This is a genomic window from Melioribacteraceae bacterium, assembly GCA_030584085.1.
Taxonomy (GTDB): domain Bacteria; phylum Bacteroidota; class Ignavibacteria; order Ignavibacteriales; family Melioribacteraceae; genus SURF-28.
Map to the genome: position 1 here is coordinate 2,997,462 of CP129490.1, position 23,604 is coordinate 3,021,065.

The 23,604-nt window shown below is 36.8% G+C and carries 15 protein-coding genes; all 15 read right to left on the reverse strand.

From position 1 onward, the window contains the following. Positions 1 to 98: 98 nt before the first annotated feature. A complete protein-coding gene (locus QY331_13600; protein ID WKZ68990.1) occupies positions 99 to 1,256 on the reverse strand; it encodes a Gfo/Idh/MocA family oxidoreductase in 1,158 nt (385 codons plus the stop codon). A gap of 2 nt (positions 1,257 to 1,258) precedes the next feature. After that, the gene (locus tag QY331_13605) at positions 1,259 to 2,923 is read right to left on the reverse strand and encodes a DUF6259 domain-containing protein (protein WKZ68991.1); all 1,665 of its coding nucleotides are present in this window, start codon (positions 2,921 to 2,923) and stop codon (positions 1,259 to 1,261) included. Between the two features lie 18 nt (positions 2,924 to 2,941). Beyond that, positions 2,942 to 3,451 carry an ureidoglycolate lyase gene (locus QY331_13610; GenBank protein WKZ68992.1) on the reverse strand — a complete coding sequence of 170 codons (510 nt, stop codon included), beginning with the start codon at positions 3,449 to 3,451 and terminating at the stop codon, positions 2,942 to 2,944. 62 nt (positions 3,452 to 3,513) lie between these two features. Further along, complete coding sequence (locus QY331_13615; GenBank protein WKZ68993.1) at positions 3,514 to 4,971, reverse strand: hypothetical protein; 1,458 nt, start codon at positions 4,969 to 4,971, stop codon at positions 3,514 to 3,516. A gap of 244 nt (positions 4,972 to 5,215) precedes the next feature. After that, on the reverse strand, positions 5,216 to 6,199 hold the full coding sequence (locus QY331_13620; GenBank protein ID WKZ68994.1) for an aldo/keto reductase: 984 nt from the start codon (positions 6,197 to 6,199) through the stop codon (positions 5,216 to 5,218). A 17-nt stretch (positions 6,200 to 6,216) separates the two neighbouring features. After that, entirely contained in the window at positions 6,217 to 6,618 is a 402-nt protein-coding gene (rbsD, locus tag QY331_13625; protein WKZ68995.1) for a D-ribose pyranase, read from the reverse strand. A gap of 24 nt (positions 6,619 to 6,642) precedes the next feature. Further along, a complete protein-coding gene (gene rbsK, locus QY331_13630; protein WKZ68996.1) occupies positions 6,643 to 7,557 on the reverse strand; it encodes a ribokinase in 915 nt (304 codons plus the stop codon). A 16-nt stretch (positions 7,558 to 7,573) separates the two neighbouring features. Then, on the reverse strand, positions 7,574 to 10,852 hold the full coding sequence (locus QY331_13635) for a glycosyl hydrolase (protein WKZ68997.1): 3,279 nt from the start codon (positions 10,850 to 10,852) through the stop codon (positions 7,574 to 7,576). 20 nt (positions 10,853 to 10,872) lie between these two features. Continuing rightward, complete coding sequence (locus QY331_13640; GenBank protein ID WKZ68998.1) at positions 10,873 to 13,062, reverse strand: GH92 family glycosyl hydrolase; 2,190 nt, start codon at positions 13,060 to 13,062, stop codon at positions 10,873 to 10,875. A 23-nt stretch (positions 13,063 to 13,085) separates the two neighbouring features. After that, positions 13,086 to 14,069, reverse strand: coding sequence for a PorV/PorQ family protein (locus QY331_13645; GenBank protein WKZ68999.1), 984 nt, complete (start codon positions 14,067 to 14,069; stop codon positions 13,086 to 13,088). Positions 14,070 to 14,117: 48 nt separating this feature from the next. Beyond that, entirely contained in the window at positions 14,118 to 16,301 is a 2,184-nt protein-coding gene (locus QY331_13650) for a hypothetical protein (GenBank protein ID WKZ69000.1), read from the reverse strand. A gap of 26 nt (positions 16,302 to 16,327) precedes the next feature. Continuing rightward, positions 16,328 to 19,216: a TonB-dependent receptor gene (locus QY331_13655; protein ID WKZ69001.1), complete on the reverse strand. Its 2,889-nt coding sequence runs from the start codon at positions 19,214 to 19,216 to the stop codon at positions 16,328 to 16,330. Between the two features lie 43 nt (positions 19,217 to 19,259). Further along, a complete protein-coding gene (locus tag QY331_13660) occupies positions 19,260 to 20,213 on the reverse strand; it encodes a zinc-binding dehydrogenase (GenBank protein ID WKZ69002.1) in 954 nt (317 codons plus the stop codon). 72 nt (positions 20,214 to 20,285) lie between these two features. Beyond that, positions 20,286 to 22,235: a T9SS type A sorting domain-containing protein gene (locus QY331_13665; GenBank protein WKZ69003.1), complete on the reverse strand. Its 1,950-nt coding sequence runs from the start codon at positions 22,233 to 22,235 to the stop codon at positions 20,286 to 20,288. A 59-nt stretch (positions 22,236 to 22,294) separates the two neighbouring features. After that, the gene (locus tag QY331_13670; protein ID WKZ69004.1) at positions 22,295 to 23,593 is read right to left on the reverse strand and encodes an outer membrane protein transport protein; all 1,299 of its coding nucleotides are present in this window, start codon (positions 23,591 to 23,593) and stop codon (positions 22,295 to 22,297) included. Positions 23,594 to 23,604 lie beyond the last annotated feature (11 nt).

Sequence of the window (23,604 nt, forward strand, 5' to 3'; positions counted from 1 at the left end):
TTCAGGGCTTCAGACCCATATACTTTTAAACAATGTGGCTAAAGCCAAAACCAAGGATAATTCTTTGTAACCCGTCGGTTAAAACCGACGGCAATTTTTTAGACTTCAATCCACATTTGTTCTTTATTACTTTTTAGAATTGCTTCTACAATTTTGTTTTCAATGTGTCCGTCCGCGAATGTGGGGAAATCCGATTTTTCTTTTTGCGGATCTTTTCCCTCGCGAATGAATTGATAGAAGTTTGCAAATAAATTTTTTGGTCCATCAGGATAACCTTCAGGATGTCCGCCGGGATAACTCGCATACTTTCTTACACTCTCGTCAATCAACGCAGGGTCTTTAATAAGTATTTCATTTGGTTTCTCTCGATAACCAACCCACATTTCATTCGGTCTTTCTTGATTCCAAGAGATTGCTTTTTTACTTCCGTCAATATCAAAACTAAAATGATTTTTTCTTCCCGCACTAACTTGCGAAACAGTGAAAACTCCTTGAGTTCCGTTTTCAAATTGGATTAAAACGGAACCGGCATCTTCCGTATTGATTTCAATTTCTTGATACTCGGTTGAACCGAGTTCTTCCTTCCCCTTAAATGTTGCTACTTGTTTTGTAGGTTTTTTTCGTTTCTTGTGAATCGTTACCAAATTTGCGAAGACACGTGTAATTTTTTGTCCAGTTACAAATTGAACAGTATCACACCAATGCGAACCAACATCAGCAATTGCGCGTGAAGTACCACTCAACTCGGTCTCCAATCTCCAATTGTAATCGGTATCGTAGTAAAGCCAATCCTGTAAATAATTTCCGTGAACTAAATAAATATCGCCGAGATTTCCTTTTTCAATCTCAACTCGTGCGTTCTGCACCAACGGATAAAATCTATAATTGAAGTTGATTCCGTTGACTACATTTTTCCTTTTCAATAGTGCTAAAAGTTGATCAGATTCATTTGCAGTAAGAGTTAACGGTTTTTCAGAAAGAATATGTTTGCCTGCTTCGATTGCAGCTTTATTTATTTCAAAGTGAAGAAAGTTAGGAGTACAGTTATGTATTACTTCAACTTCATCATCATTCATTAATTCTTGCCAATCTTTATAATACTTTGGAATATCATATTTTGATTGTAATTCACTTGCACCGGTTTTATCATCGGAAGCAATTGCAACAACATCAACTCCACCGATTCTCTGCAGTGCTTCGATGTGCGCACCGCCCATAAATCCCGAACCGATAACCGCTGTTTTAATACGTTTCATAATTACTCCTTGTTTAATCTTTTTGCTCTTTCAATCATCTTGCGAGTTTCAGGTGTATCCATTTCTTGTTCATAGCTATAGAGACTTAATGACGGAATGACATTCAACTTTGCATATGATTCCTCCTGCAGTTTGAACATCGGATCGGATGTGTGTTTGGTTAAAAGATGCGCCATAAACTTTGTGTAATCACCAAACAAATAAGATGAAATTGGATGAACGTTTCGCCATTGAACTCTGTCATCCATTCCATGAACTTCGGCAATACTGTCAATGCCATGAATTTGAACAACCGGCAGTCTCGGCAGAACTCTTTCGTTAATACCTTCTCCAGCAAAAAGTACCCTTGGGAATTCTTCTTGCAATCGTTTAATATGATCGTGCATTCCTTGAATAAAATTCGGTCCTCGATTATTGTTAAATGCAAGCAGTGTTTGATCGACAAATACTGCATCGAGTTTATACTTGTTAATTAAATCTCCGAGAACTTTAGTCATCAAATCTCCCCATTCATTGTAACCTGGATTCATATAAGCAAAGAAAGGTTCGGGCAGCCAATCACCATCGATATCTAATCCCCAAGTAAGTTCTCGTCCCCATGGATCGGTTGTTGTAAACTTTTTGTATTCTTCATACAAAGGATGAACAAAAGTCATTGCCAAAATATTTGTGTGAATCATTACTTTATAGCCGAGTCTATGTGCAGTATCTACAAGAACTTTGAATTTTTCAGGTCCACCACATTGTTCACTTGGATCATAGTTTGGAGCATTTGAATCAACTCCGTTCTGAGCATAGCCGGGCAAGTATAGCAAAGTTTGATTTGGATCGTGTAGTTTTTTCCAATCATGAAGTCGGTCAACTATTTGATCAAATGTATGATGAGCTTTAGTTCCTTTTCTTGCTCCCCAAGGTTCAAGAATAAAATTTATATTTTCCATCCACTCGGGATAATGTGGATGTTTTTTGTAATCAACCAAGTTGAAATTTTCCTTCATCCATTTCTTGTGAATATTAACACCACATTTCCAATCACCTTCAAATACTTCTATAAAAAATTCATATTCAAGATGATTGGAATTAAGGGGAGCTGCGGCTTCGTGTCCGAATGTAATTTCAAAATTATTTTTAGTTTTACTTACTCTTAACAATTTTAATTCGTTTGATTTATCTTCAGACCGGAAAATTAATCCACCATTTATAGTTTTGCCGATTACAAACTGTGAATTCCACCAGAAAGGATATTTGTATGAAAGAGTTTTCCCTTTCGGCATATCCTTGCTGATTGATTGACCGCCCAAAGCAGGAACCAATACTTCGTCAAAATCAAATCCATTTAACTTCCACTCCACTAACCAAATCGGGCGTGGTGCCTCGACTTTAACTTTAACCAACACACCTTTGTTTGATTTAAAAAATTCCACGATCGCTGAATATTCTTTGCCTTCATCCGCAAAATAGAACTGAATTGAATTTTCGTTTTTCTCAATTGACTTAACTTTTTGAAGCACTGCCGGATCTGAAACTGCATTGTGAGTTCTAATGATAATAGATTGCTCACCATTGGCACAAACCTTTGTGCTTTCTTTTAAAATAAAAAGACCATCAATTGAAAAGTCTTCTGCAAAATCGATTCGCAATGAATCTGACTGAATGTTTGTCCTCATATTAACCGTAATTGTTTTTCAAAATTGAAGTTCGATTTCTTTTATATCTTTTTTGTAAACGTCTTCGTTAGGTGTTCCTTTTTTAAATATCACAAAGTAAGATGATTCTTCTTTTCCAACTGGCAGACATGCTCCGTGCCAAACTGCTTTATCGATTACTACAGCTTCACCGATATCAACTTGAAATGCCTCAGATTGTTCTTCGGCTTCGCCTTCTTTTAATAACGGAAGAACAAACGGCGCATCAATCGGAATTAAAATTTCGGGAGTGTCAAGATGCCGCTCCATTCCGTTTATAATACTTTTCGGTTGTTTGTAAACCGTACATATCCCGATTTCTGTTGCTCCATCAATTTCATAATTTGCAATATCCGACCAAAATTTGAAATCCGTGGCCTGTGCTGTCGGTTCACCTTTGGGTGACTTAACTACCTTACCGAATTTTATGAAGTTGTCTTCGGTTATTGGTTTTGAGTTTATTGTAATCATAATTCTTTGTAATCTATTTAACTTATTAAAATAACTCATCCCCCTTTCATTCCCCCTTCTCTTACAAAGAGAAGGAGGACACAGGGGGTTGAGTTTAACAATTATTTCTTAATTTCCATCACTGCTATTTTTCCGCCTTCAAGAGTTACATTTTTTACAACAGTTTGATTATCGGATTTTTCGATAGATGTAAATTCACTGCCTTCACCAAGTTCGTTGTAAAGTGTCCCTGTTCCCGTTAAAGCTGACGGGATTGTGTAACTAACTGTTTCTACGCGGGTATCTTTAACCATTCCGGTTTTGTCGTCCGTTCTCTTATCATATTGAACAGTTTGCAGCCAAGCAAATAAAATCACATCACCGTTTTCTCTTTCGAATGCAACGTAACGACTGTCACTTTTTTCATCTGCACTTGATACCACACTTTCACCGATACTCTTTATAGGATCAGCGAACAATTCATTTACAAAGATCAATGCTTGGTTTGCCGGTTTGGGTGAATGATCTGCCCAGGCAATACCAAGGTGTTTGTTATTATAAATATCACCAATTACTTCATCACTCGGTGGTAAGTCCTTTATTTCATACCAAGCCATTGCATCTATTTGTCCGGTCGAGCGAACAAGAGCAATTCTTTTAACAATATCAACAGCTTGATAATTTGGGGTGTGTTCATATTCATAATATGCTGTATAGGAATCTGACACCATAGATCCTTGACGGAAAGTACTGTAACCGACTTCAGCCATCCAAATTGGTTGGTTGTTGCCATATTTGGCAACTACATTATATACATCGTTTACATAGCTTGTAATTTCTTCAACAGGATTTTTATGCCAGGTCTCAAAATAGTTATGGCAATTTACTATATCGACATAAGGACTTAATCCATGATCTTCAAAAAGTGATTGAATCCATTCGGGTCTATAAGCAATTCCACCCAAAACAATTTTAGCTTCGGGGTCAGCTTTTCTAACAGCATCGGCTCCAATTTTATGAAACTCTGCAAATTGTCCGACATCTTGAGTTCTCCAGTAAATCCATATATCGGGTTCGTTCCAAAGCTCCCAAGTTTTGATCCATTTTTTATAACGTGTAGTAAGGTCGAACATGAACTCTCCCCATTCTTCCATATCAACCGGCGGGATATTCCAATATAATGCTGAGTCAACTGGTTCGGTTGAATTCCAGGCGGGAGTATAGCAAACATAAGGTATCATTGTAATACCGTATTCTTCAACACCGGTTTTTACGAAGTCATCCCAAAAGAGCCAATCGTATTTATCTTTTTCATATTCGATTGCATCCCATCCGAATGATATTCGCAAATATTTTATGCCGGATCTTTTCAACAATTCAAAATCATTTACATAAATATCTCGAGTAGTTGTTTCTTCAGGCCAGTCTTCACATAGTCCAAGCGGCATTGTGTAATAAGCTGTGTTGTTCTTTACGGTTAATTCACCGTACATCAACTTATCTTGAATTGCTTTTTCTTCGTCGGGCGCGCATGCGAAGAGAAGCATTCCGGTTAAAATGATTAATAATATTTTTTTCATTGTTTTCTCCGTTTTGTATTTGATTGAAACTTTTGTGATTTCTTAATATTTGTGTCCACTTCTATGTGTGTTGCATACTTTTTTTTGCCCCGACTTTTAAGTCGGAGATTAAGATTGCCAACTTATCTCTGGGCTTTAGCCCCATCCTTGGCATTTAATGGGACTAAAGTCCGTATAGTTTGTTGCTATTTCCCCCGTTCACTAAATTGAACGGCAATTATTTCTTTCAACGAACAAATCCTTATTAGCTTACTTCCTCATTCCAAAAATCTTTTCGCCAAGCGAATTGTTCCAACTCTTTGATTTCATCTTTTGGAAAATAATTTCCGTTACTAACCGCGCTGTTCATTTCCGCCTGCTTGATATTTCTAATCCCCGGGATTACAGTAGACACTGAATCATTGCTTAAACAGAATTTTAATGCAAAGTCAGCCATTGATAAGTTAGGATGTTTTTCATCTTTATATTTTTTTATCTCGCTAACTTTATCAACAACCGCTTTCAAATTATTTCCGCGGAAGTAATGCTGTCTTACATCACCTTCGGGAAAAGTTGTAGCCAAATTATACTTACCCGTTAAAGCACCTTCATCAAAGGGAACACGAACAATTACTCCGATGTTATTCGCTTTACAAACTTTTAATGTATTCCAAGCCGGAAACTGTTCGAATAAATTATAGATTAGTTGAATCGAATCGATTTTTCCTTCTACCACAGCTCCATCGATAAAGTAAGGATCGATATCGGGAACCGAAGCTCCGGATGCTCTTATTTTGCCATCCTTCTTTAATTTCTCAAATGCTTCAAACCATTCAAGTTGGTCATTAAAGCGCATTGACCAAGTATGAAATTGATAAACATCAATATAATCGCGCTGTAGTCTCTTTAATGATTTTTCACATTCTTCAATTATAAATTCTTTCGGGAAAGCTTTACGTGCATCGTAATCAATTTTTGCCGGCCAATCGAATTCTTTGGGAGGAACTTTTGTGGCAACAAATATTTCTTCCGTTCTTTCCTTCAATACTTTACCGATTATCTCTTCGCTTTTACCCTCACCGTAACCTTGAGCCGTATCGATAAAATTCACACCGAGATCAAGCGCACGGTGAAGAGCTTTGATTGACTCGTCATCACTCTGCGGTCCCCATCCGCCGCCGATAGCCCAAGCTCCGAAACCGATTTCTGAAATTTCCCAATTCATATTTCCGAATTTTCTGTATTTCATAAATTCAATGCACTCACTTAAAAAGTTACTCCACATTCAAGTATGATATTGGCATAAGGCGTAATGTCACCGGTTCTCACAAAGTAAACATTATTTCCGCTGCGTGTTATGTTTTTAAATTCTTCATGATCAACATGCTCAAGTAAAATACCGTCTGTTATTTTTTTGATATCTTCTAAAACACCATTTCCACTCGTAAATAGTTGATCAGCGATAATAATTTTTTCTACCGCTAATTCTTGCATAACAACATTTAATACTTCGATAAATCTAGGTACATTGTTTGTAACAGCAAGATCAATAACGAATGCATTTTGTGGAATCGGTAATCCACTATCACATATAACAAGTTTATCTGTATGACCAAGTCTTGCTACAATCTCTGAAAGTGGTGCATTAAGAATTCCGGATTTTTTCATTTTTTCTCCCACTATTTTCTAAAGTTAGAGTAAACTTTCTACTTCTCTCAAAGTCGGCATTGATGTTTGAGCACCCATTCTAGTAACCGAAATAGCAGCTGCATAACTTGCAAAATGAATCGCCTCTTCGATTGATTTTCCTATTGATAACGAGTAAGCAAGTGCTCCGTTAAAACTATCACCTGCCGCAGTTGTATCCACTGCCTTAACTTTGTAAGTCTCAAAATGTTTTACAGAGTTATTGTTCACTAATAAAGAACCTTTCTCTCCAAGAGTCACTAAAACATTTTTTAGTCCCTTTTGCAAAAGAACTCTTGAAGCCTTTTCAGCTGAACTCTTATCGACAATGTTTATACCTGAAAGAATTTCAAGTTCGGATTCATTAGGTGTGAGGTAATCAATAAATGAAAACAATTCATCACTCAATGGAGCAGCCGGTGCGGGATTTAATATAAAAATTGCACCGTTTTGCTTAGCCAATTGTGCCGCTAATGTAACAGTCTGAATAGGAATTTCAAGCTGGGAAAGAACTACTTTTACTTTAGAAAAGTATTCTTGTTTTTTAAGCAAATCATTTGTCGTGAAACGCATATTCGTTCCGGATATAACAATTATTTCATTTTCACCCGATCCATCTACACTGATAAGTGCAACTCCGGTTTGTGCACCATTTTCAATTAAAACATCGGATATATTCACTCCGCTTTCATTTAATGATCTTATTAAAGACGATTGAAAATCATCGTTACCCATCTTACCTAAGAAATATGTTAGACCGCCTAGTTTAGCACAACTTACAGCTTGGTTAGCACCCTTCCCGCCCGGAAACATTGCAAAATTCTTTCCAAAAACTGTTTCACCCGGATTAGGAAATCTTTCACTTGTAACGACAAGATCCATATTTGCACTGCCGACAACTAATACACCTTCCTTCTTCATTAATTACTCCGCAATACTAAATTTTTATTTCATATACCGGTGCATGAATAATAACCGGGGGCTCGAAAATGCCGGATTTGTGTTCGACGGCTTCGAGCATATTTATTAAAGTATTTGTTACACTTAATTCAATTTTGTTTTTACCTTCTTTCACCAAGCCGGTGATGTCAATTTGATACGGATTCCATAAAGCAATTTTTGATTCACCATCATTGATTTTTACTTCGAGTACATCTTCACCGCAGTTTACGTTTAGGAATAAATTTCCATTTAAGTATTCTCTCGGTAAATCGAATTCGGTTGTGTAAACACCGGTTCCAGAATAATGAGGATAACCCTGTTTAGTCCAATCACCTAATACAATTGTGTTTACTTTTTCACCGATTGAGTATGTATTCTCTTTTTTATTGAGTGTAAAGTCACCAACAACTTTAAGTAGATCAAGCATTCCATCTGTTCTTCTTACTACTACTAATTTTATTGCCACAATATTCTTCCCTTCTTTGACAAAAGCTTTAACATCGACTTCCTTTATCTCCGCATCTATTCTGCTTCTTCTGCCTTTATCTTTTACTTCTTTTCCATTGATGAACATGGTGTATTCTTTTCCGCTGAATCCATCAATTAATATTCTTGGATTTGCCGGCACTTTTTCCATTTCAAAGGAAGTCCGGTACCAAAGTGTAACGGGATAAGTAGAATCGTCTCTTTCTTGTGGAAGCTGCATTTCCCATGCACCCATTGTAACATCAAGCCAATTACTGTCATCGTAATTTTCGTTCATGACTTCATCAATATTAGATAAATCATTTTCCATCATCATTTTGTATTTGCCGATGCATAAAACATTATCCTCGGTAATTTCGAATGAAAAACTTTTGTCTAATTTTATGTCGTCAAGTTTTTTAATCGCATCATTAGTGATTTTCTTCTCGCCATCCTTAGTAATTACTTTTGCTTCCGCTTTGTTAATCATTTCTTTTGAATAGCCAATGAGTTTTTCGTTTGTTAAGTCAGTAACTGTAAGATTACTTGATGGAACAAATGGTTTTTCAAGTTCATCTTTAATAATTACAAAGTGTGATTGAGTTGAATCGAATGGTAGAAATATTTTAAGTCTATTATTGTCTACTGAATATTGATGTATCTTATTAATTTCACCGGTTTCAGGATTCCACAATTCAGGAGTGCCGACTTTTTCAAATGTAATTTCAACATTGCCAAGGTTTTTCTGTTGTGTGTTTGTTAGGAAGAACAAATCATAATCATCTTTTACTCTGTGTAAATAAAATACTTCTTCTTCGCTTATGGTAATATCAGGGGTGACTATTTCATTAAGTAATTTCTTAATATCGCCTTCTTTATCTTCAACGGATAAACCTTTCCCTTCAAATAAATAGACGGAACCTTTTCCTATGCTGCTTACTTTATTTACCGCGAATGATGAACCATTGTTTAAGTGTTTCAATAGTTCAGCAGGATCCTTGCCAAATAACTTTTTAATATTTATTAATGAATTGTCATCTTTAGCATCAAGTAAAGTACTTGGAATAACTGTATCGGCTATAACCGTTCCGCCTTGTGATACAAACTCGTAAAGTTTATCGAATGCATTTTGTTGAAGCGCTGTGATAGGTGGTAAAAATATTACCGAAAATTCTTCTTGATTGATCTTAATTTTTCCATTAATAACTTCTGCTTCCGCGAGAATATCTTCGTCGGTGTAATCAAAATCATAATGTAATCTAAGAAGCAAATCAGTCAAGTAATCAAAATCTGACTGCATTAAGTTGAAAAATTGATCGGGGCCGCTTGGTTTATAATTTGCCCAAGCACTGTTGATCGGATACAACATTAATACTTTTGCGATGTGCTTACCTGCCGAAAGCATGTGTCCAAGACGAGACATATACTTTACGAAATTATCATAGAACTTCCACCAAGTATGATGATAGAATTGTGATGGCGGCCAATCGCGTTTACGTTCACCTTCAATTGAGTAATGATAACCATGATTGTTAAAAATTGTTACGCCTAAAACATATTCCCAGTTTGCAATCCACTTCATTCTTTCGAGTGTGCAATCCCAATAAGTTCCGCCCATTGATTCGCATAGTAATTGATTACTTCCATAATGATGTGCTGCAGAACTTGCAATCTTTAACGCAACATGTTGACTTGCAGCTTCTTTTGTTCCGACAATTGGGTAAAGATGATCAACGCCGGTTATATGCATATGTTTTAAGTGTTTGAAAATATTTCCTTCGCATCTTGCATGCATCCAAATCCATTCTTCACCGAGTAAATGTCCGGTGAACAACACATTGTTTGCTTCGCACCATTCTCTAATCTGTTGATAGTAGGATTCAGAATATTGTTCGGTTAAAGTCTTCCAAAAATCATAACGGATTTGAGCTGTCCTTTCACCCATATCCAAAAAGAGAGCGCCCAAATATGGCTTTAAATCGTAACCTCTTCTTTCACGGAAAATCTTAAATATCTGTGTAGTCCATGGTATAACTTGATTCTGCATACCAACATGGTAATAATGCATAGCCGGTTCGTCTGTGTAAAATCCCGGCATAACTTTTCCAAATTCTTCTCCAACTGCAGCTTTATATTTTTCGTGAGTTTCGTCAAGAAACTTTCTGGTTGATTCGGGATTTAAAGCATCTATATAGTAATCAATTTCTTTTTCCAAGAAATAAAGTAATCTCCAATTTCCTTTTGGTGCTTCCCATGGAATTACTGCATTGAAAGATAGATTAGGTGTTAGATCGATTATTGTATCAGGATTAAGATTAGTTTGAAACTCTTCTTCGGAACATGCATAAGCAACTATAGGTTTTGAGTTACCAGTATTTACATATCTATCATCTGTTGCCTCTAAAAATGTAAATAAAGGACCAGGAACAGGAAGTGCAACCATTTCCAAATATTTTTGTCTGAGTTTTGGATTTTCTTGAGATACTTTTCGATAAGCAGTTCCACTCGGCCAATTCATTTCATCGTAAACCCAAACATCAATACCGATTTCTTTGGCGACTTTAACTGCGTGTTTAGTTCTTTCAAACCATGTATCGGATAAATAACCGATTGATTCACCGAAGCGTCCATGAATAAATAATCCCGAGATTCCTTTCGCATGGTATTCTTTCATCTGCCAGATCATTTCTTCTTCATTCATTTCACCGTTCCAAAACCAGAACGGTAAAACTCCCATAGCTTTCGGTGGATTAGCAAAATTATCCTTCGTTAATTTCTCACCTTCAACCAATAGTTTAGCAAAGTTCATATTATAACTTCTCCTGTCTTCTATATTTTATTCAATATCTCTGAAGCTGATGTGGGAACATACGCACTTCCCCATCCACTAGATTTGTTTGTCATAATTAATTTTAATTCATCGTTGTTAAGTAAATCATCGTGAGTGAACCAAGCATTATTAAATTCACTCCCGTTCAAGGTTGCTTCTTGTATATAGATATTATCTTGTGATAAATTTTCTGCTGTGATTTTGAATTTTTTACCGTTCCCTATATCGATTTTAATTTCATTAAAAATCGGAGAGCTCATTAAGTATAAATTTTGTCCCGCGTTTGGATAAAATCCCATTGCGCTGAAAACATACCATGCAGACATACATCCTGCATCGTCTTGTCCGGGCAAACCACTTGTTGTGGTTTTGTATTCCCTGTCCAAAATTTCTCTAACTCGTTCGACAGTTTTATCGTGTCTTCCGGCATAAACATATAAGTAAGGTGTAAGTATATCGGGTTGGTTGTGCTGAATGTAATGCCCTTCATGGAACATTCTGTCTAAAAACTTTACGAAATTATCTTTGCCACCGTGATGTTCAATTAATCCCCCAATATCGTGAGGGATAAAAGTTGAATAATGCCAAGGAATACCTTCGTAGAAATATGGACCTTCCCACCATTCTTCAATTCTGAATTCGGGATCAAATCCTTCAACCCAACTGCCGTCGGGATTTTTAACCCAGAAGAATTTTTCATCTTCTCTGAAGATGTTGTAAGAATTAAGTGAACGTTTGAGATATTTTTCTCTGTCTGTTTCTTTGTTTAATATATCTGCAGCTTGGGAGACACAAAAATCATTAAATGCATATTCGAGAGTTCTTGAAGAACCGCACCATTTGTTTGATGATGAGTAACCGAGTTTCAAATACTCGTCGGAATCTTTTCCGTATTCGTAAGGTGAGTCGGATGGAGTTTCAGCGTGTTTGATCATCGATTCGTAAGCGAGTTCATAATCGAAGCCCTTTAATCCTTTTACCATTGCATCAGCAAAGAGTACATCGCTGTTTGTTCCGCCCTGCATAAATGCGAATGAGCCGGATGACCAATTATCGGGTATCCAACCTGTGTGTGAGTAAATATCTAACAAACTATTTAATATTCTTATTTGTTTTTCGGAATCAATAATTGTGTAAAGCGGATTAACATTTCTGTAAGTATCCCACAAAGCAATAAAATCCCAGAATGCTGGTTGATCTGAATTCCAACGGGGGTTTTCTCCCGTAACATCGGTCGGCATTAGCATTGTGTTATATAGACAAGAATAAAAAAGAGTTTTCTGTTCCTCTGTTCCCCCGGTTACTTGAATTTTATTTAATTCTTTAAGCCAAATTGATTGGGCTTTAGCTTTGGCTTCATCAAATGATAAATCAATTACCTCATTCAAATTTTTCTTTGCTTGTTCAAGACTTAAAAATGAAATTGCAACTTTTAACTCTATCTCATTGATGCTAAATTTTATAAATGCACCGATACTGTCACCGTAACTTACATTCACGTTTTCATAAATTGTCTCGTCACGCCATACACCAAACTGTTTAATTGATTTTGAGGTTTGTGCTGCGAAATAAACTGTGTAAGGCACCGTCGGTCCTATTCCACCTTTGTATGTTCCGTAACCTTCAATATTATTTTTGTCGATTATTTTAATGTAAGAGTGAATGTTTTCACCCGGGCTGAATTCAACAACATTTACTACTCGAGAAAGGTCAAATAGAAGTGTAAGTGAATTTTCATCTAACGAAGTGTATCTGTGAAATCCAACTTTATGTAAAGCAGTTAATTCCGATTTAATATTCCATCTATTCAATTCAACTGTATAATATCCAGCAGTTCCAAATTCTTTAGCTTTTTTGGAAGAATAATTTTTTATAACAGGATCACCAGTTTGGGGAATGACCATAATGTTTCCGTATTTTCCAGCACCGCCTGTGCCACTAACGTGTGTATGACTAAATCCTAATATCGGTGCATCAGGAACATAACCTGATGTATTTTGAGGTAACGGTGTATCGGGACCCAGTTTAACCATTCCATGCGGAGTACAGGCACCAATAAAAGTAGCGCCTCCACCATCTTCTGTCCCGATAGTTGTATCTACATATTTTAGAACGTCAATTTCTTCACTAACAAACCCAGGGGCAGTTATAAAAAGTATAAGTAGATATTGGAATAAATTCTTTCTCAAGTTTTATGATTAATTTTTTGATTTTAGAATTCCATTGATACTGTTACTCTATGTGGTGATTCCAAATAATCATATTGCACATAGGCGTAATCAATGTTTAGTTTTGCAAATCCCGCATCATAATTAAACCCTACACCTAAACTTAAATTTCCTTCTTCATAATTAAGTCTATAACCAGTTCTTAGTGCAATCATATTAAAAGCAGTATACTCTAACCCAAGATGTAATCTTTCCGCATAATCATTTGTGTGTATCGCATCCATGTTGAGTGTAATTTTATGTTCATCAAAATTTCCTCCAAGGAATAAATCTTCACCACCCATCAAATCAATTGCTAAACCGATTCTATAGACGATGGGTAATTCATATGATTGTTGTTCTTCTTCTTTTGTTTCCAACCATCTAGCCTGGCTTGAAAAATTTTGAGCACTCATTGCAAGCCTAATTCCTTTCCAACCGGTATCATAAAAACTGCCTACATCAAAAGCCCAGAGATCACTATAATAGGTATGGAGATCTTCACGAACATATTTTAAGTTAACACCAATTGAGAGACGGTCGGTAAATTTTCTGGCAAAACCCACTCCGAAGAGGAGATCACTTCCGGTAAAAAAGTTTCCCGTTCTTGTATCGATATTACCGGATTGACTGGTAGTGTAGGCCATTGGAATATCTCCGTAATCCATGGTAATATAACTTGCCGTAAGTGTTCCGATATCGCCAAGAGTAATACCCACAGCGCCACTCATAATGTTAAGATCTGCAATCCATGTTGTATATGTGAAAGAAGCTTGAACACCATTTATCCCAGTTACAGCTGCTGGGTTCCAGAAGATGGAGTTAACATCTTGCACACTCGCAATGCTAGCCTCTCCCATTCCGGCTTGACGAGCACCGATACCAATTTTTAAGAATTGCATAGCTGTTCTGCCGGCTTTATTAAATTCAGCATTAATACTGAGCGATGCCGACAATAAAATGATTATGCTAATAATTAATTTTTTCAATTTTCTATTCCTCCAGACAATTTTCTTAAGTTAACCATCTAAATAAGATCATCGTATTATCATTAGTTTACCATTTGTCTTATCACCAGATGAATTCTCTGTTCTTGATTGTACTACATATATATACAAACCTGGTGCAACTAACAGACCGGAATCCGAACGTTGATCCCATACAGCACTTCCGCTTAAGTTGCCTTGATCATCAGGCTGATGTTCAATAGTTTTAACTAAATCACCAGCAACACTAAATATTTTTATTGTTGCTCTTTCCGGCAGGTTTCTGAATTCAATTTTTCTAGGTGTTGGTTCACCAAAACTATGGTTAGGATCCCCTTCTATGTATGGATTTGGAGCAACAAAAACATCCCAACCTTCTTCAGCTAAATTTATAGGTCCCGGTTTTGCTGCTGTTAGTGGTGTTCTATTTTTATCGGAACTTATTAACTCTGGTAAATTGTTTACAATGGTACCATTTGCGGAAGTCCATGTTCTCGGTGTTAGGTTGTAAGCTTGAACATAATAATAGAACTCAAAACCAAATTGTAAACCTTTATCTTCGTATTCATAAAAGCCAGATTCTTCATTAAAGTAGTCAGCAAATTCAGCTCTGGGAATATCAGCTACCAGTTCCCAAATTCCACGTTTATCTATTCCTCTATAAACTCTGTATCCATCCAGATCCGTAACACCATCATAAAAAATATTTCCTGCGCCATCGGTAAATTGGACTTCTTCAGCAAGTTTATCCCACTTAATTGCAATTATTGCAGTATCTGATCCTCTTGAAGCATTCGCTGCAAAACAAGTTGGGGCCGGAGGTGAATCAGGTACATCGGCAGCAAGATCGATACCATTAACGCGTGCACCTATTCCCCATTTGATTGCATTTCGCGCAGCTTCAGCATTTCTTCTAATGTCCGCAATAGTGCTATCAGGATATTTACCATCAGGATCGCCTTTAATTACATCCCATAGATCCATAACTCCAGCAACTTCAGCTACAATTATTCTAACTGAATCGCCCGGGGCTAATGTATAAGGTCCAAAAGAACTCGTGTACCAGTTATATAATCTGCCGCTATTATTTGGTCGTTTGTCATGTCTCGCAAATTGATAAATTTCTTCAGCACTAAAGCTGGTCAATCCGAAGCCTTCAAAGTCGACTGTCTTACCGTTAAATTTATCTCCTTCATCACTATATATATTAAAGTGAGTAGGGTCAGCTTCGAAAGGATCGGCACTTGCACCGGTGGGAGGAGTTCTATACAAGAAAACAAATCCAAATGCTGAAGGATCTTGAAGTTCAGGTTGCCATTCCGGTCTTACTCGCAATAAATCTCTCCAATTACTTTTTTGACCATGCTGAACCCAAGGCGGGGGTTCTTTACCACCATTGTAGTCTCGGCTATAATAAAGAAGTCCTTTCCCGTCAATATCATCATTTTCAACAGCATAATAATCTGTGTATCCACCGCCCGGATGCCAACCAAATCCACCGGCTGGTGCGGTTGAAGAAAGAAAATCAGAATCATAATAGAAATTTAAATTTCCCTTTGTAGAAACTTGAATACCGCTGTGGAAAACAATCCAAACTTCATTGAGGGTTTGAACTAAATCATCAACTCGGTTGACAGCGGGTAACGCCATCTTACCTTCGTTCTTATAAACATAATCATAGATAATAAAATCATCATAACCGGGAAAGCTCCATGCCATAGATCTTTGTTTAACAGTTACACCTGTTCCGGTATGAAATTTTGTATAATTAACTTCTTCCGGAAATAGTGGATCGTAACCGACTTCTTCGACAAAATTTTCCGTTCTAGTAAACGGAGGAATATTAGTTTGAACATTCATTGCTCCTGTTGCAAGCGATGAATGATAAATTAAGAAATCCTTCCGTTCAGGTGTAAATGCCGGAGCAACTAACGTTTGAGCATCCTTTGCTATAATCCATGGACCGGATCGAAAATTATGAAAGTTTGCATCAGTGATAAATCCATTTGCTTGAAATTCATCATTAGGAAAAGTGTATCCGGAGAAACCGGGATAAAACCCGATTCCGGTTACTTGAAGATAATCCCACGCGCCAGGATCACCAATAAATCCGTAGTTATAAATAGTTTCCCATAATTTTCCGCGTGTGTGTGTGTTTGATATTTCTTGCGCAAATATAGAACCCGTTAAAAGAACTATACTAAGTGCAATTAAAAATATTTTGAATTTTTTCATGTTTTTATCACTTCTTTTTTATCAAATTATAATTGTATAGCGAACCCAAATGTTATAGTTCTGGGTAGATTTCTGTACTTGATTACATCCGGGAATGGAGCATTGTTTGTTTTTGTTTCCGGATATGTAGCAAACCGCGAATTAATAAATTCAACACGATCTTCAGGTGATGCTGATTTTACAGCATCAACATTTGTCCATGTATCATTAAATAAATTTCTTACTTCAATAAAAAGTGCCGGTTTAATGAAACCAAAATCGAATTCTTTACGTAATCGGAAATCTGCATTTTTATCAGCGGTTCTTATAAATTGCGTACCAGCTTCCGAAAAGACATGACTTGCAATTCTGTCATGCGGATAATACACTTGGTAATCCAACGCAATTTGAACGTTTGATAAAATTCCACCTAAAAACGGAAAATCAGAAGGTGTAGCTATTGTAAATCCAAATTTTAAACGAGCCGGATCGTAGAGAATAAAATCACCGACATCCATTATTCTGCTAACTTGAATATTTGATTCCGGTGGCGCAAGTACATCGGGATCACCCGAGCGTCCGGCTATACCTGTACTCCATGAATAGTTAAGATATCCTCCCCACCATCCCGACAAAGGTTTTCGGAGAGATACTTCAATACCTTTTGCATCACCATAATTCCCGTTACCGGTTGTGATATACCTCCCGCCAGAGCGTGTAATAACCGTTACTGATCGGATTGTGTTTGTAATGTCTTTATAATAAGCTGTAATATCTGCTACAATTCCGCCGATGTTATGCTCAATTCCCAATTCATATGCAACAGTCTTTCTTGGTTTAAGATCTCTATTACCAAGATTATAAGGTGCGGGATATAGTTGATCTGAATTCGCTATGTAAGTATTTAATATACCGCTTACTTGTAAATTTGCTGCATCACCACCAGTTCCTTCACCGTAATTACCAAAAGCTGCACGTTGGAAAAAGTGTCCGTATGAGAAATGAAGTACAGTGTTTTCAGATATAGGGTGAGAGATCCCTAAACGTGGTGAGAACTGTCCAAAAGTTTCTGTTTCAATTGTAACCGGGTTTGGATCCCTTCCTTCTTTTGATGCAGCGTAAACATCCAGTGGATCATAAATATCTACAAATTTTCTGTCATTAGGATTATAAAAGTCATATCTAAACCCAAGGTTGATGATAAGTCCTTCAAACTCGAGTTTACTTTGGGCATAGAAATTTCCTTCGTACGGATTATAAACTTTTTCTTCGATTGCATTAAATGCTTTTGCTTCTTGAAAGCGATCAAGTGTATAATAAGTAAAATCCGCACCAGCTTTTAATTGCCAGCTTTTATTTATTTGACTAGTGTAATCGGTGGAAAATGTCCAGTCAATATTTTTATCTTCTCCGCGATAGTAATAACCTGTTGTATGTAATCCAACTAGATTACTAAATCCACCCGGAACAGGATTTCCATTTTCATCATAAGCTCTAAGTCTATCAAACTCAGGAATTCCTTGTTCCCATCCTAGTTCATCACCCGGGAATGTACTTGTACTTCTGTATCTGTTTACTCTTGTTAATCTCAATTCATAGAATGTACTAGGACTTAAAACGTGTGTAACTTGAAAAGTTTGTCCATCAATATTGCTTTCAGGATAACCATCAAAATCATAGTAAGCGTACTTATTTTCCAAGCCATGTCCGGAAACCCAATCTCCTCTCATATATTCCATTCCGGGATTGGTATTTGACTGACCAAAAAATCCAGAAAACATAAATTTAAAATCTTTACTGAATCGATAGGTAAGTTTTGCGGTAGCATCCAACCAAGTACCAAGTTTTCTGTAGCTATTGCCTGTAATTGGCGGTTGTTGTCTAAACTTTCCTGAAACAAAGAAATAAAAATTATCTAACGGCATCGGTCCACCGATAGAAATTTCTGTCTGATAGCTGCTTCTTTCTGTATAATCTGTTAATGGTTGATGTGTTGCCATATAGTTCGCAAAAGCTTCTTCCGGTGTCCATTCACTATTAGGATCATTTCCCGGTATTCCTTTGAGATCAACCCATTGATCAGGGTTATCAATCCACCATTGCAAGTGACGAGCGTGTGTATTTTCCCAATAACGTTCGGTTGAATAATCATAAAAAGCTGTACCCCAATGCCTTAAACCTGGAGGAGTCCATCTACCTTCCGCATAAACTTGGACTTTTTCGGTACCGTCTTTAGTAACAATATTAAAAACACCCGAACGAGCTTCACCATATTCGGCATTAAATCCACCGGTAATAATTTCAAGTTCTTGGATTGAAGTAAGATTGATATTTGTGTAAGGTTCAAAATCGAGTGGATTGCGTGCACGAATACCATCAATTAAAAATGCAACTTGATCGAGGCTACCTCTTCTAACCACAAGCTCGCCGGCAGCGTCTTGATCAATACCGGGAAGAGTATTTAAGATTTGTGATAGTTGTTCAGCCGGTCTAGATGCAATTTCTCTTGCATTAACAAAATGCCTCGTTGATGTTTGATCTTTTTCTACCAAAGGACGATCGGCAATAACAACAATATCATCCCCGACTTCAAAGACGGTAGGTTCAAGTTCAAAATCAATAGTAGTTGTGTGATTAATGCTTACTTGGATTCCCTGCATTACAACGGGCTTATAACCAACCATAGTAGCGCGCAAGTCATAAACACCGGGTGGAACATTTAGAATAAAATATTCACCCTCCATGTCTGTTGCCGAACCAAATTGATGATCTACAATTACAACGTTTACACCCGGTAACGGAGTACCCGATTCCGAATCAATAATTTTACCGGAAATTTTTCCAGCAGCAGCATAAACCGGTAAAACAAAAAGATTGGAGATGGTTAACAGCAGAGTTACCAAAAACATTTTCTTTATAGTATTTTTATTATTCATTGCAGCATCCCTAAATAATATTTTGTTTAATACAGCATCAAAATCAATCCATTACAACGACAGCTTTAATAAAACCATCAGGTTTATTTTTTGCCGCCATAAATGCATCTTCTATTTCATTCAATTTATATACATGTGTAACTAAAGGTTTCATGTTAATTTTTTTTGTATTTACCATATCCATCCCTCGTCGAGACCCATCAAGTATCGTATCCATATTTCTAAAGTGCCCGTTTATAATATCCCAAGCCATCCAATTCCAATAACCAAGATCATTTATAATTCTTTTACCGGGATGGTAGCCGAAGATTACAACTTTGCCTTCCATTCTTGTGATTTGTGGAACCATATCAAGAGTAGCTTGAACACCACCGACTTCAAAGGAAACATCTACACCTTGATCGTTAGTCAATTTTTTTATTTCAGCAGGCACATCTTCCTTCAAAGGATTTAAGACAACATCAGCACCAAGTTCTTTAGCAACTGTCAAAATTTCATCGCGTACATCAATTGCTACTATTTTTGAAACGCCTTGATGTTTCAATTGTTGTAACAATATTAATCCCATGAATCCAGTTCCAACTAGTGCAACAGTATCGGCAATTTGGATATTAGTTTTGATAAGAGCATTTGTCGTACAAGAAATTGGTTCAGCCAAAGCTTCTTCAAATGAAACAAAGTCCTCAATAGGAAATACTTGATTTTCTTTTACCGTAACTTCTTCGGCAAATCCTTTACCGAAAATCCACAAAGCAACTCGGTCACCTTCTTTAAACTTTTTAATTTTTTTACCGACAGATTTTACAATTCCTGCTGCTTCGTGCCCAATAAATCTAGGATAATCTAATCCATCAATTTTATGTTCCCATTGATGCAATTCCGAATGGCATACACCGCATGCTTTAATTGAGATGATTAATTCATCGTCTTCATACTTTGGAGATTCAATTTCTTCAATTCGCCAATCGTGTGGTCCGTATAATAAAGCCGCTTTCATTTTTAACCTTCATATCAAAATTTTCAAAAACATCGGCACAGCTTTTTCAGCTGTGCCGAATAACAATCATTATTACTTGAGAAGCATCATTTTCTTTGTTTGAACGAGATTATCTGCTCTCAATTCATAGAAATAAATACCGCTTGCCAAACTGGAAGCATTCCATTGAACAGTATGCTCGCCCATTTGAACAAATTTGTTATCAACTAAGTTTGCTACCAGCTGACCAAGAATATTATATACTCTTAGTGATACTTGTGTAGCTTTAGGAGTTCTAAATTTAATTGTAGTTGATGGGTTAAACGGGTTTGGATAGTTTTGCAATAATTGGAAATCATTAACTAATTCTTCGCGTCCACCATCATCACCAACACTTGAAATTGTAGAAACAAAATTCAACATTGCCCAATAATCTGCATTAGCTAAATTTGTAAATCCTGGATCACCATTACCTAGAGGATCGCCCCAAGGATCGTTAGGAATATGAGGCTGCCATGTATAATATTGGTATGCATCTTCAAATTCATTGAATGCAGTTTCTGAACCGTTACTTCCACCAAGATTGAATGCTACTGAGGATTGGCTTGCAACATGGGGATTATAAATTGCCATTTCAACTGTCATTACTCCAGTTGCAAAATCAAGTGTAACTGCTGATCGACTGTAATCGTTTGCATCAAATACTCTTACAGTATCACCTTCAAATCTTTGATATTGATCCGGGATCCAAGATTCATTACCATTGTTAAGAGTAACATCTTCACCAAGAATTAAATAATGATAAGGACCATCGGGAGCAGCGTAAATATTACCGTCATACCATCCCATCATATCATTACCAATTCTGCTAGAAAGTGATACAAAAAGTTGATCGCCTTGCCATTGACCAGGGAAGAAGAGTCCGGTTGAATCGTTTACAAACTCGTCAATGTGGATATATGCATAAAGTGTATCCTTTGACCAAAGTAATTTTGCATAGTACTCATCAAACTCTGGTTCAACTAAAGATTCACGATAGTATTTGTTTGCCCAAATATTATAACCTGTTCCGGAAATTAAATTAATATGAGCTGCATCACCCCATGCACCTTCATCAGCTACACCATCAATAATAACGGCACCAGAATCTGCCATCGGCACATCCATTGTTTGACGAATGATATCATCATCACCCGGTTCAAAATATAGAACTGCCCAATAGTCTGCATTTGCAAGGTTAGTAAAACCAGGATCGCCATTACCTAGTGGATCGCCCCAAGGATCATTAGGAATATGAGGCTGCCATGTATAATATTGGTATGCATCTTCAAACTCGTCAAATGCAGTTTGTGATCCATTACTACCACCTATGTTAAAGCCTATCTTACCTTGAGCATTAACGTTTGGATTATAGATAGCCATTTCCACAGCCCAAATACCTTCTTCTTCATTTATAACTACAGCTGATCTGCTGATATCATTTGCATCAAATGATCTAACAGTATCACCTTCAAAACGTTGATATCTATCAGGAATCCATGATTCATTGCCCATGTTTAGGGTTACATCCTCACCTATAATTAAAAAATGATAAGGTCCATCGGGAGCGGCATAAACATTACCGTCATACCAACCCATCATGTTATCAGCCAACCTATTGGATAAAGAAACGAAGAGTTGATCACCTTGCCATTGACCAGGGAAGAAGAGTCCAGTTGAATCATTAACAAATTCATCAATTACAACAAACACATATAATGTGTCTTTACTCCATAACATGCGAGCAAAAAGTTGATCGAATTCAGGCTCTGCCAGAGATTCTCTGTAATACTTGTTTGCCCAGATATTGTAACCCGTACCAGTCACAAGATCTGCTCTAGCAGCATTTGTCCACTCGGGTTCATCCATAAGACCGTCAATAGTAATTGCCCCGGAATCTGCTTTTGGAACTGTTACCATTTCACGTACAATTTCTTGTGCACTTACAGAAATAGTAAGAATCAATAAAAGAAGCCAAACAACATGTAGTTTTAGTTTGACCATATGACATCCTCCTTTTTGTTAAAGCGATTAATTTTGTAGTTTTTTTGAACTACAGTTTTCTAAAACTGATATTTCATATTCATACTTGGTACAAATGCATTTCCGTTATAATTCCCCGGATAAAAGAAATTCGAATTTTGATCAACCGTTCTTTCAATACCTGCCGCGTATGCAATGGCTAAATCCATGTATAGTTCTTCAAACCAAAAGCCCACACCAAATGATAGCCAATGCTGATCGACCGCAGGATATAACATATTATATGTTGCTTCCGAAAAATGTGTTTGACTGTATCTATAACCAAATCTTAGAGTTACACTGCTGCTTGGGAAATATTCCAACCCAACTCCGAGGTTAAATGAGTTTTCATATTGTAATTGGAATTGCCCTGCTTTGTAACCAGAAATAGAATCAACAGAAGAGAATCGATTATTCCATATTTCATTACCGAAGGAATAATTTTGTACAGATTGTGTTCCGCTCCACAAACTATAAAGAGCGTCAACGTTAAGTTTAAGATTATCACTTAGATTGTATAAAACACCAAGGCCAAACACCCACGGCAGTTCAAAATCAGTTGAAAGTGACGTTTTAGAAACCGTTGAATCTAAATCTGCCAACATTCTACTTTGTGCATCTCCTTCAAGTGAGGCACTGATTGTACTTTTTACATAAGCTCCTATTCGCAAATCAGTTGTTAAATCTGCTTGAATGCCGAGTGTGCCGCCAAACGTCCAAGCATCTGCACTATAGTCAACTTGATAACCACCTAAGCCAGCAACTGTTGCTTCCCAGTTCGGATCACCTTGATAAAAACCGGCTTTGTGTTTAATGTTAAGAATATTTACAGAAGCGCCTACGGAAATATTTCCGAAAGAAACAGCAGCCGATGGATTAATAGATGTAATTGAAAAATCATTAAAGTGATCGAATGCTAAGACTGCAGAGTTGGAATCACCTTGGAAGAATTTTGCGAAAGGCCAGTTAACTCTGTATTGAACTGCATTGTTGTAATCAACAGCAACCGTTACATCATCTGTTATTTTCCAGAAAGCACCAATGTTAAATCCTATATCATCATCTCTGAACGATCTAAAAAGGGTTTCATTAGTATTCACATAATCTTGCTGCCCTAATCTTCCGAAAACAGAAAATTCAATAGCTCTTCCGTTTAATTGTGAAAGTCCTGCGGGATTAGTAGAAAGGCTTGAAATTCCATCACTGCCAGCAGCATAAATTCCGTTTAATGACATCGACTTCGAACTAGAAACCGGGAAGAATGACGGAATGCCTGCAGTGATAGTTGTTCCAATTAGAAAAAGTAGCGTAATAAATATTTTGAATTTCTTAGAATTCATAATTAACTCCA